Annotated in this window: 12 protein-coding genes; all 12 read left to right on the plus strand. The window is 40.3% G+C overall.

Annotated features, from left to right (window positions below; translation table 11 throughout):
* A partial coding sequence (fabZ, locus tag Q0X72_RS04340) for a 3-hydroxyacyl-ACP dehydratase FabZ (protein ID WP_297762376.1) occupies positions 1 to 543 on the plus strand: 543 nt, incomplete at its 5' end.
* 1 nt (position 544) lies between these two features.
* Positions 545 to 1,330 carry an acyl-ACP--UDP-N-acetylglucosamine O-acyltransferase gene (lpxA, locus tag Q0X72_RS04345; RefSeq protein ID WP_297762378.1) on the plus strand — a complete coding sequence of 262 codons (786 nt, stop codon included), beginning with the start codon at positions 545 to 547 and terminating at the stop codon, positions 1,328 to 1,330.
* 5 nt (positions 1,331 to 1,335) lie between these two features.
* A complete protein-coding gene (efp, locus tag Q0X72_RS04350; RefSeq protein WP_297762380.1) occupies positions 1,336 to 1,902 on the plus strand; it encodes an elongation factor P in 567 nt (188 codons plus the stop codon).
* Positions 1,903 to 1,911: 9 nt separating this feature from the next.
* Entirely contained in the window at positions 1,912 to 2,847 is a 936-nt protein-coding gene (gene lpxD / locus Q0X72_RS04355; protein WP_297762382.1) for a UDP-3-O-(3-hydroxymyristoyl)glucosamine N-acyltransferase, read from the plus strand.
* Between the two features lie 66 nt (positions 2,848 to 2,913).
* Positions 2,914 to 3,786: a succinate--CoA ligase subunit alpha gene (gene sucD / locus Q0X72_RS04360; RefSeq protein WP_297762384.1), complete on the plus strand. Its 873-nt coding sequence runs from the start codon at positions 2,914 to 2,916 to the stop codon at positions 3,784 to 3,786.
* Positions 3,787 to 3,890: 104 nt separating this feature from the next.
* Positions 3,891 to 4,637 carry a 3-oxoacyl-[acyl-carrier-protein] reductase gene (fabG, locus tag Q0X72_RS04365; protein WP_297762386.1) on the plus strand — a complete coding sequence of 249 codons (747 nt, stop codon included), beginning with the start codon at positions 3,891 to 3,893 and terminating at the stop codon, positions 4,635 to 4,637.
* A gap of 84 nt (positions 4,638 to 4,721) precedes the next feature.
* Positions 4,722 to 6,755 (plus strand): VWA domain-containing protein, encoded by a 2,034-nt coding sequence (locus Q0X72_RS04370; RefSeq protein ID WP_297762388.1) that lies wholly within the window; start codon positions 4,722 to 4,724, stop codon positions 6,753 to 6,755.
* A gap of 12 nt (positions 6,756 to 6,767) precedes the next feature.
* Positions 6,768 to 7,583 carry a prohibitin family protein gene (locus tag Q0X72_RS04375; protein WP_297762390.1) on the plus strand — a complete coding sequence of 272 codons (816 nt, stop codon included), beginning with the start codon at positions 6,768 to 6,770 and terminating at the stop codon, positions 7,581 to 7,583.
* Between the two features lie 193 nt (positions 7,584 to 7,776).
* On the plus strand, positions 7,777 to 8,631 hold the full coding sequence (gene hisG / locus Q0X72_RS04380; protein ID WP_297762392.1) for an ATP phosphoribosyltransferase: 855 nt from the start codon (positions 7,777 to 7,779) through the stop codon (positions 8,629 to 8,631).
* A 7-nt stretch (positions 8,632 to 8,638) separates the two neighbouring features.
* Positions 8,639 to 9,934 carry a histidinol dehydrogenase gene (hisD, locus tag Q0X72_RS04385; RefSeq protein WP_297762394.1) on the plus strand — a complete coding sequence of 432 codons (1,296 nt, stop codon included), beginning with the start codon at positions 8,639 to 8,641 and terminating at the stop codon, positions 9,932 to 9,934.
* Between the two features lie 12 nt (positions 9,935 to 9,946).
* Positions 9,947 to 11,011: a histidinol-phosphate transaminase gene (gene hisC / locus Q0X72_RS04390; protein ID WP_297762396.1), complete on the plus strand. Its 1,065-nt coding sequence runs from the start codon at positions 9,947 to 9,949 to the stop codon at positions 11,009 to 11,011.
* Positions 11,008 to 12,156 (plus strand): bifunctional histidinol-phosphatase/imidazoleglycerol-phosphate dehydratase HisB, encoded by a 1,149-nt coding sequence (gene hisB / locus Q0X72_RS04395; RefSeq protein WP_297762398.1) that lies wholly within the window; start codon positions 11,008 to 11,010, stop codon positions 12,154 to 12,156. The genes hisC and hisB overlap by 4 nt, the downstream gene beginning before the upstream one ends.
* The last annotated feature ends 5 nt before the right edge of the window (positions 12,157 to 12,161 follow it).

The following is a 12,161-nucleotide window of genomic DNA, read 5'->3' on the forward strand; positions in this document are numbered from 1 at the left end:
AACAAACCTGGCCACTATGTCAATACTCAATTTGCCAAAAAGCTCTCTAAGATAATTAAGCTGGAAAAAAGAAATAGTGTGCCAAAATACGATCTGAATGCACCGCCTCTTATGGATATACATCAGATCATGGCGATGTTACCGCACAGGCCTCCATTTTTATTGATAGATCGTATCCTGGAACTTTCGGAGACCCATGTTGTGGGCATGAAGAATGTTTCAATGAATGAGCCATTTTTTATGGGTCATTTTCCAGGGGCACCCGTAATGCCCGGAGTACTGCAGGTTGAGGCTATGGCACAAACTGGAGGGATCCTAGTATTGAGTACGGTTCCGGATCCGGAAAATTATTTGACCTTCTTTATGAAGATCGATAATGTAAAGTTCAAACAAAAAGTTTTGCCGGGAGACACTTTAATTTTTCATTGTAGTCTAATAACACCCATAAGAAGAGGGATTTGTCATATGCAGGCTTATGCCTATGCCAATAATAAATTGGTATGCGAAGCAGAAATGATGGCGCAAATAGCGAAAAAGAAATAATATGAATCAACCTCTGGCTTATATACACCCAGGTGCAAAAATTGCTAAAAACGTGGTGGTTGAACCCTTCACTACAATTCATAATAACGTTGTTATTGGGGAAGGAACCTGGATAGGGTCTAGCGTGACCATCATGGAAGGGGCTCGCATTGGTAAAAATTGCAATATATTTCCTGGAGCGGTCATTTCTGCACCACCACAGGATCTTAAATATAAAGGCGAAGAAACTACTGTTGAAATAGGAAACAATACTACTATCCGGGAATGTGCCACCATTAATAAAGGTACCTTAGATAGAATGAAGACCAGGATAGGCAAGAATTGCCTCATTATGGCCTATTGTCATATTGCACATGATTGCTTTGTTGGTAACAATTGTATTTTCTCCAATAATTCAACGCTAGCAGGACATGTTACAATTGGTGACAATGTTGTCTTAGCCGGCCTCGTGGCAGTACATCAGTTTGTCTCTATTGGGAATCATGCGTTTGTTACAGGAGGTTCTCTTGTCCGTAAAGATGTGCCTCCCTATGTGAAAGGCGCCCGGGAGCCTATGTCTTATGTGGGTATCAATTCCGTAGGCCTTCGCAGAAGAGGGTTCAGCTCGGACAAGATAAGGGAGATTCAAAACATCTATCGTATTTTATATCAGAAAAATTATAATAATTCTCAGGCAGTGCAGATCATAGAGGCCGAAATGGAAGCTACTCCGGAACGAGATGGCATCTTACAATTCATTCGAGACTCCCAGCGTGGTATCATGAAAGGATATTTTAGTACAAATTAAAATTTATGGCAAATACTTCAGACATTAGAAAAGGCTTGTGCATCCGGTATAATCATGATATTTATAAGATCATTGAATTTTTACACGTAAAACCGGGGAAAGGCCCTGCTTTTGTTAGGACAAAACTAAAAAGTGTCACTACAGGTAAGGTATTGGATAATACCTTTTCTGCCGGGCATAAGATAGAAGATGTACGGGTTGAAACCAGAAGTTATCAGTTTTTATATGCCGATGGACCTACGTATCATTTTATGAATACTGACGATTATAACCAGATCGCTTTACAGGAAACTGCATTAGACGCACCACAACTTTTGAAAGAGGGAGAAGTGGTAACCATTATGTTCAATACAGAAGACAGCTTGCCATTATCTGTTGATATGCCAGCGAGTGTTGTCCTTGAGGTAACTCATACGGAACCTGGCGTTAAAGGAAACACAGCAACCAATGCTACAAAACCTGCAACCGTTGAAACAGGGGCCATTATCAATGTCCCACTTTTTATCAATGAGGGAGATAAGATCAAAGTAGATACTGATAAAGGGAACTATATGGAGCGTTCTAAAGAATAGATTTAAAACATGAAATTCCCAACTCCTCAAACACTAAAACAGATCGCCTCTCTACTGGAGATCAATTTTGTAGGCGATGCGGATTTTCCGGTCTTGGGAATGAACGAGATACATGTGGTGGAGCCGGGTGACATAGTTTTTGTGGATCATCCTAAATACTACGATAAAGCATTGAATTCTAAGGCCACCATTGTGCTCATTAATAAAGAAGTTACTTGTCCGGAAGGGAAGGCCTTGTTGCTTTCCGATGAACCATTTAACGACTTCAACAAGCTAACCAGGCATTTTCGCCCCTTTGTGAGTGCGAAAGCTACCATATCAACTTCTGCAACTATTGGAAAGGATACAATCATTCAACCAAATGTCTTTGTGGGCAACCATGTAACCATAGGAGAGGGATGTCTTATTCATCCCAATGTTACCATTTATGATCATTGTGTAATTGGTGATCATGTACAGATACATGCCGGAACTGTTTTAGGATCGGATGCCTTTTATTATAAAAACAGACCGGAAGGATTTGACAAGTTATTATCTGGTGGCCGCGTGGTGATAGAAGATCATGTAGAAATAGGCTCTTTGTGTACTATAGACAAAGGTGTGACAGGGGATACTACAATCAAAGAAGGAAGTAAATTAGATAACCAGGTACAAGTAGGACATGATACGGTCATTGGGAAAAAGTGCCTTATCGCTTCACAAACCGGGATTGCCGGTTGTGTGGTGATCGAAGATGAGGTTACACTCTGGGGTCAGGTAGGAGTAATCAGTGCTATCACTATTGGCAAGAATGCAGTGGTGTTGGCACAATCTGGCGTTGCAAAGTCACTGGCAGGAGGAAAGACGTATTTTGGTAGTCCGGCGGAAGAGGCCAGGGAAAAGATCAGGCAACTCGCCAATGTGAAAAAGATACCCGATCTGATAAAACAAATAAATCAACAATAAAAGAACGATTGTTTTACAAATCATTTTCAAACCTATATTTTTGTTCTGCGAATTAAAAAACAAACCATGAGTGTATTAGTCAATAAGAATTCCAAGGTCATTGTGCAAGGGTTTACCGGAAGTGAAGGTACCTTTCACGCCGAACAGATGATTGAGTACGGTACTAATGTTGTAGGAGGAGTCACCCCCGGTAAAGGCGGCCAGACTCATCTGGATAGACCAGTGTTCAACACAGTGGAAGAAGCTGTTGAAAAGGCAGGCGCAGACACAACTATTATTTTTGTACCACCAGCATTTGCAGCCGATGCAATTATGGAAGCTGCCAGTGCAGGAATAAAGGTTATTATTACTATTACAGAAGGTATTCCGATCGAAGATATGGTAAAGACATACGACTATATCAAGGATAAAGACTGTACGCTTATTGGGCCTAACTGTCCGGGTGTTATTACGCCAGGTGAAGCCAAAGTAGGTATTATGCCGGGCTTTGTGTTTAAAAAAGGCAAAGTTGGTATCGTTTCAAAATCTGGAACGCTTACATACGAGGCAGCAGACCAGGTGGTGCGACAAGGATTGGGAATTACTACGGCAATTGGGATAGGTGGAGACCCCATTATTGGCACAACAACTAAGGAAGCAGTGGAATTGTTGATAAATGATCCGGATACAGACTGTGTGGTAATGATAGGAGAAATAGGGGGACAATTAGAAGCAGATGCCGCCAATTGGTATAAGGCTAGTGGAAGTAAAAAACCTATAGTCGGGTTCATTGCCGGTGAAACTGCACCAGCAGGAAGAACAATGGGTCATGCCGGTGCCATCGTAGGTGGAAGTGATGATACGGCACAGGCCAAAAAACGAATTATGCGAGATTGCGGTATACACGTGGTAGACTCTCCCGCAGAAATTGGAAAGAAAGTAAAAGAAGTAATGGGCTAAGACTCCAAATCAATATATAAATCCCGATCGTATCGGGATTTTTTTTCGCCTTACGCGAGACAAAATGTATCTTTGAATAGAATCTAAAGTAACTTCACATTCATATGAAACTATTAGAAGGAAAGAATGTCATTATCACCGGAGCAAGCAGAGGAATTGGGTCCGGTATAGCAAGAGTATTTGCTAATCACGGAGCCAATATTGCATTTACCTATAGCTCCAGCGAAGGTCCGGCATTAGCTTTACAAAAGGAATTAACGGATTTAGGAGTGAAGGCAAAAGCCTATAAAAGTAATGCAGCTAGCTTTTCGGAGTCTGAAGCATTGATCGTATCTGTATTAGAAGATTTTGGCGGCATTGACGTACTGATCAACAATGCAGGGATCACCAAGGATAACCTTTTGATGCGAATGAATGAGGACGACTTTGATTCGGTTATTGAGATCAATCTGAAATCGGTTTTTAACATGACCAAGGCTGTTCAACGAACCTTCTTAAAACAAAGACATGGTTCCATAATTAATATGAGTAGTGTGGTTGGTGTAAAAGGAAATGCAGGTCAGACTAATTACGCAGCATCAAAAGCTGGCATCATAGGATTTACAAAATCTGTGGCACTGGAATTAGGATCGAGAAACATCAGATGCAATGCTATTGCTCCTGGGTTTATTGAGACGGAAATGACGGGAAAATTGGATGAGAAAACCGTTCAATCCTGGCGAGACGCAATTCCACTTAAAAGAGGCGGAAGCCCTGAAGACGTGGCCAACGCTTGCTTATTCCTGGCCTCAGATCTCTCAGGTTATGTAACAGGTCAGGTACTCCATGTTGATGGAGGTATGCTAACTTAGTTATACACTAACAATATGTGCTCTTCCTTCTTATGGAGGTTACGGGATCCACTATTTAAATAAAGCGATTAAAAGAAGCGATACATGCAAACAACTACCCTGGTAGGACTTTTCCTTGCAGCGCTTATAACCCTATTAATTGTTTTTTATCAATACTTCTATAAAAGTAAAAGAAACAGGAAGCTTCAAATTCCATTAGCTGTTCTACGCTTTATTGGTGTTTTTGGTGTATTTCTTTTATTATTAAACCCAAGCTTTACAAAAACCTCCTTACTCTCTGAAAAACAAGATCTTATCATCCTACTAGATGATTCTTACTCTATTAAATCTGGAGATGCTGAGGATCAAATGGTAAGCCTTAGGGATCAATTAACAAACAACGCCGAGCTTAAAGAAAGGTTCGATCTTTTCACCTATTCTTTTGGAATTGGTCTTGGGAATTCTGACAGCTTGTCCTTTGACGAAAAAGCAACGAATATCTCTAAAGCGCTTTCCTCTGTAAATTCAGCATTTAAGGGAAATACCGCTTCGGCCGTGTTATTGTCTGATGGGAATCAGACCATTGGAGAAGCCTATGAATTTATGGGCAAGGCCGTTAACTTCCCTGTAAATACAATGGTGGTAGGGGACACAACTACCTATACTGATCTAAGGATAAACCAGGTAAATGCAAATAGATATGCCTTTTTGGAGAATACCTTCCCTTTAGAATTTTTTGTTTCCTATCAGGGTGAAGCACCCATTAGGAGTAATATCACCATTCAATTGGATGGCAAAACTGTTTTTCGCGAGATCTTAGATCTTTCGGACGAAAAGAATTCTAAGAAGATCGTTACCGCTCTCCAGGCAAATTCGGTTGGATTAAAAACAGTAGATATTGCCCTCGATCCGATCCAGGGAGAGCGAAATACATATAATAACAAAAGACGACTATCTATTGAGGTCATTGATGAGAAAACAAGGATCGGTCTTGTTTCTGAGGTGATGCATCCGGATCTAGGGGCCCTTATTAAAGCCATAGAAAGCAACAGTCAACGTTCAGTTGGTTTGGTGAGTCCTAACATATCAAAGGAGGAGTTAAGCGAGTACAATATGCTTATTCTATATCAGCCAACACCATCATTTTCGGGCATTCTACAATACGTACAAGATGCTAAGATCAATACTTTTACAATTACAGGTCCCAATACAAACTGGAACTTTCTCAACAGGGCGCAAAAAGGGATTGAGCGAACAAGCTTTAATCAGGATGAGGAAATCTTAGCTGTTTTAAATCCTTCTTTTAGCCTGTTCGATCTTTCTAATTTTTCTGTGGATGACTTTCCTCCTCTTGAGGGCAGCCTGGGTGACATACTCATCACCAAACCTTATGAAAGTATCTTAGCTCAACAAATAAAAGGCGTTGTTCTGCAAGATCCGTTATTACCTGTTTTATCTGATGAAACCGGTCGGCACGCCTATCTCTTTGGAGAGAACATTTGGAAATGGCGTATACAAAGTTTTAGAAATGATCAAAATTTTAAGAATTTTGACACCTTCATCAATAAATTGATCTTGTACCTCACAACCGATCAAAAGAGGGAACGACTCTCAGTGACCAATGAGTTTATCTACCAGGGAATCACTGAAAAAAAGATCAAGGCCTCCTTTTTTGATGCTACCTATGTCTTTGATCCAAGTGCCGCTTTGAAGTTAAGTCTAAAGGGTTTGAATAACGATTTTGTTGATGAGCGTATTTTATTCTTGGGAGATTCAGAATACGAAGTGGACATAAATGATCTTCCAGCCGGAGAATACTCCTTTACTGTTTCGGTTGAAGGAACCGACTTTACAAAAAATGGCCGATTTTCTATAGAAGATTTTGATCTTGAACAGCTATTTGTTTCAAGCGATTATAGGAAACTATCTCAACTCGCAGAAACAAGCACGGGCAGGTTGTATTTTCCAGATCAGATAGAGAATCTAATCGAGGATCTTTCTTCTGACACCCGTTACCTGCCAACGCAGAAAAGCGTTGAAAATGTCGTATCTTTGATCGATTTCCGGATAATCCTAGGAATTATCATTTTGGCATTCACTGCAGAATGGTTTATCAGAAAATATAATGGTTTAATTTAAATAAAAAAACGAATGGACAAACTTCCAAAAATTGCATTACCAGCAGTATTTATCATCATTGTTTTGGTGATCCTCATTGCAAAATCGGCTGTCACCATTGGCTCAGGTGAGGCAGGTGTTTTATACAGAACTTTTGATGAAGGTGTGGTTACAGACGAACCTCCTTTAGGGGAAGGATTTCATATAGTTGCTCCCTGGAACAAGGTTTTTATCTATGAGGTAAGACAACAAGAAGTATTTGAAAAAATGCAGGTTCTTTCTTCCAACGGTCTGGAAATAAAATTAGATGCCTCCGCATGGTTCGAGCCTAAATATGAAGACCTGGGCAAATTGCACCAGGAAAAAGGCGAGGCCTATGTACAGCGAGTATTATTGCCCACCATACGATCTGCTGCGAGAAGCGTCGTAGGGCGGTATACGCCGGAACAATTGTATTCTAGCAAGAGGGATGCCATTCAGGCAGAGATCTATGAAGAGACTAAAAAAATTGTTGATGGTCAGTATATACAACTCAATGAAGTCTTGGTAAGAGATGTTACCCTGCCACCCACTATTAAGGAGGCAATTGAAAGGAAATTAAAGCAGGAACAAGAATCCCTTGAATACGAATTTAGATTGATCACTGCCGATAAAGAAGCGCAACGACAAATTATTGAAGCGCAGGGTAAAGCAGATGCGAACCGAATTTTAAGCGCATCCTTAACAGATAAAATTCTTCAGGATAAAGGGATTGAGGCTACTTTATCATTAGCACAATCACCTAATGCCAAAGTAGTTGTGGTAGGATCTGGAGATACTGGTTTGCCTTTGATATTAGGAAATAATTAGTAAGCGTAAATTTTTGTAGATTGAAAATTAATTCTACATTTGCTCCAATATGAGAAACAATAATACACATCATCATTCAGATACCAGCCCTCAAGCAGGTTAGGAATGTATTGTTGTATTTATACTATATCCGGACCCGTTTGAGCAATCAAACGGGTTTTGTTTTTCGTTTAAAGCATTAAAATTTAGAAACATGAAATTAAAGATAGCCATACAGAAATCAGGTCGACTGAATGAAGATTCTCTCAATATTCTTAAAGACTGTGGTATCTCGATCGATAATGGCAAAGATCAGTTAAAAGCCTCAGCGCGTAATTTCCCTATGGAGGTATTCTATCTCAGGAATGGAGATATACCCCAATACCTCCGAGATGGTGTGGTAGATATTGCCATTATTGGAGAGAATGTATTGGTTGAAAAGGGCGAAACAATAGAGGTAGCTGAGAAATTAGGATTCTCCAAATGCAGGGTTTCTATAGCAGTTCCTAAATCCATAAAGTATAGTTCTATTGAGGACCTTCAGGGGAAGCGTATAGCAACATCATATCCCAATACAGTAGAGAAGTATCTCAAGAGCAAAGGGATCATAGCAGAGATGCACGTCATCAATGGTTCTGTTGAGATAGCGCCAAACATAGGCTTAGCCGATGCTATTTGTGATATTGTTTCTAGTGGAAGCACGCTCTTTAAAAATAATTTAAAAGAGGTGGAGAAGATTCTGACCAGTGAGGCAGTATTGGCAGTATCCCCTGAAATAGGCAAGGCGCAAAAGGAGATCCTGGGCAAACTACAATTCAGAATACGGTCTGTTCTGGCTGCGAGACAATCCAAGTATGTGTTGATGAATGTACCTAATGACAGGCTCGATACTATTTTAGAGTTATTACCTGGGATGAGGAGTCCAACCGTGCTGCCTCTGGCAGAAGAAGGGTGGAGTTCCGTGCACACGGTCATCAACAAAGATACCTTCTGGGAGGTCATAGATGAATTAAGACAGGCAGGTGCCGAAGGAATTTTGGTATGCCCTATTGAAAAAATGCTAATCTAAGTTCCCCATGAAGAAGATATACGATCCGAAACGAAATGAATGGGAAGGGCTGCTTTCCAGACCAACACAAAAGGTTGGCGATATTGAGGAAACTGTAAATACCATTTTCAAGGCTGTACAGGATGAAGGGGACGAGGCTTTGAGATCGTATACTCAAAAGTTCGATGGAGTAGCAGTGAAAGATATACAAGTAGCAGAGAACGCGCTTAATAAGGCTGAGGCATCCCTTTCGGAGCCTTTAAAGAAGGCAATTCAAAAAGCGCACAAGAACATTAAACGCTTTCATAAAGCTCAGGAAACGCCTACTGTAAGGGTGGAAACATCACCAGGTGTGGAATGCTGGCAGGAAAAACGACCTATCCAAAAAGTCGGGCTCTATATTCCGGGAGGTACGGCACCATTGTTCTCTACAGTATTAATGTTAGCAATTCCTGCCAAAGTAGCGGGCTGCGATGAAATAATACTCTGTTCTCCTCCAGATAAGAATGGAGAGTTGCCACCAGCTGTGCTTTACACAGCTAATTTGTGTGGAATAACCAAGGTTTTTAAAGTAGGAGGCATCCAGGCCATAGCTGCCCTAACATTTGGGACTCAGAGCGTACCGAAAGTATTTAAGATCTTTGGCCCTGGAAATCAATATGTTACTGTAGCCAAGCAGTTGGCAACTAAGTATGGCATTTCAATTGACATGCCTGCAGGTCCCAGTGAGTTACTGGTGATGGCTGATGATACAGCAGAGCCAGGTTTTGTTGCATCCGATCTATTGAGTCAGGCCGAACACGGCACTGACAGTCAGGTGATCCTCGTATCTACCTCAAAAAAAATGTTGGAAGAAGTAGAGAAAGAAGTAGAATTACAACTAGAGAAACTTCCAAGAAAAGAGATTGCACGTAAAGCGATCGCAAATAGCAAACTTATCTTTGTTTCAAAAGATGCGGAAGCTGTAGCATTAATAAATGAATATGGCCCCGAGCATTATATTCTCTGTGTGAAAAATGAACAGTTTTATTTGGATAATATTGCCAATGCAGGTTCGGTCTTTATTGGGAACTACACTCCGGAAAGTGCGGGTGATTACGCTTCCGGAACTAATCACACCTTACCCACCAATGGATATGCAAAACAGTACAGTGGTGTAAATCTGGACAGCTTTATGAAAAGTATCACCTTTCAAAAAATATCTGAAAAAGGGATACTTTCTTTAGGCGAAACCATAGAAATAATGGCAGAAGCAGAAGGATTAGAAGCACATAAAAATGCCGTTACACTTCGTTTGAACAAAATAAAGGAAACAGTAAACTAATTCGTTGAACCCATGAGTGTGGAGAAGAAATCCATGAGTTTTAATTTGAATCAGCTGGTTCGGGAGAATGTAAAGTCCATGACACCTTATTCTTCAGCAAGGGATGATTACGTTTCAGATGGCTCTGAAAAGATATTTTTGGACGCCAATGAAAATCCAAATGAAAATGGTGTTAATCGTTATCCTGATCCTCAACAACGATCCCTGAAAGCAACATTGGCAACTATCAAAGGGGTTCAGCAAGACTGTATTTTACTTGGAAACGGTAGTGACGAAGTACTCGATCTTCTTTTCCGTGCTTTTTGTGAACCATCAAAGGACAATGTCATTACAGTACCCCCTACCTACGGTATGTACAGTGTGCTGGCATCGCTTAATAATATTGAGAACAGGAAGGTATTATTAACTCCTTCCTTTGCATTAAATGTAAAAGCGGTGCTTGATGCAATAGATGCCAACACCAAAATAATCTTGCTGTGTTCGCCTAACAATCCAACCGGGAATTGTATTCCTAAAGATCAAATCAAAGAATTATTAGATCATTTTCATGGTCTGGTAGTTATAGATGAGGCATATATAGATTTCTCAACAGAAGAAAGCTGGTTAGGTGAACTATCGAATTATAAAAACCTGGTAATTACTCAAACTTTGTCTAAAGCCTATGGGATGGCTGCAATACGATTGGGGTCTTGTTTTGCATCTAAAGAGATCATACAAATCTTAAATAAGATAAAGCCACCATATAATGTAAATGAACTCACTCAAATTAAAGCAAAGGAAAGGCTGCAGCGGAAAAATGAAGTGGCGCAGGAGGTTGCTACTATTATCGAAGAACGAAAAAAATTGGAAATAGCCCTAAAAACTATTCCCTTAGTGCAACACATATATCCCAGTGAGGCCAATTTCCTTTTGATTGTAGTGGACGATGCAAATAGCCGGTATAAGCAATTATTAGACAAAGGCATTATAGTTAGAAACCGTTCAGAACAACCACTTTGCCAGAACACCCTGCGTTTTACTGTGGGTACTCCGGCTGAAAATAGCAGTTTGATAAAAGCGCTAAAAGAATTAATATGAAAACAGGTCAGAAAAAAAAGGTATTATTTATAGACCGGGATGGGACTCTTATAAAAGAGCCAGCCGATGAACAGATAGACTCCTTCGAAAAACTAATTTTTTATCCGGGTATATTTACTTTTCTGGGTAAAATAGCCAAAGAACTTTCCTATGAATTGGTAATGGTCACAAATCAGGATGGCTTAGGTACTGAGTCATATCCCGAAGACACTTTTTGGCCGGTACACGATTTTATAATGAATACCATGGAACAAGAAGGGATCGTATTTGAAAAGGTATTGATAGACAAAACGTATCCTCATGAAAATGCTGAGACGCGTAAGCCGGCTACCGGACTATTAACCGACTATTTTTCCGAAGAGTACGATCTGCTTAACTCCTATGTGATAGGCGATAGGCTAACAGATATGGAATTGGCGAAAAACATGGGAACCAAAGGTATTTTTATTCAAAATAATTTAGACCTGGGCAGCGATGAAGTCACTATTGATCAAAAAGAAGTCAGATCATACATTGCATTAGAAACTGATTCTTGGGAAGCAATATATAAATATCTATTAAGCGAAAATAGAATAGCCTCCCATGCGCGTAAAACCAAAGAAACCCAGATTGCCATTCAATTAAATTTGGATGGGACCGGGAGTTCAAATATATCAACCGGACTTGCCTTTTTCGATCATATGCTCGATCAACTGGCCCGTCATGGACAAATAGATTTAGATATTAAGGTTGCAGGAGATCTGGAAGTAGATGAACACCATACTATTGAAGATACGGCTATAGCCCTGGGAGAGGTCTTTTACGAAGCCCTTGGCTCTAAAATGGGAATTGAACGCTATGGCTTTTGTCTCCCTATGGACGATTGTCTGGCACAAGTCGCCATTGATTTTGGAGGCCGAAATTGGTTAGTTTGGGAGGCAGATTTTAAGCGAGAAAAAATAGGAGATATGCCTACTGAAATGTTCTATCATTTCTTTAAATCTTTTACAGATGGCGCCAAGGCAAATCTCAACATAAAAGCGGAAGGAACCAATGAGCACCATAAGATAGAAGCTATTTTTAAAGCTTTTGCCAAGGCGATAAAAATGGCTGTAAAACGAGATCAGGAAAAGATGATCTTGCCTTCTACCAAAGGCATGTTATAAGAGGG

Source organism: uncultured Muriicola sp. (genome assembly GCF_947258935.1).
In the GTDB taxonomy this organism is placed as follows: Bacteria; Bacteroidota; Bacteroidia; order Flavobacteriales; family Flavobacteriaceae; genus Muriicola.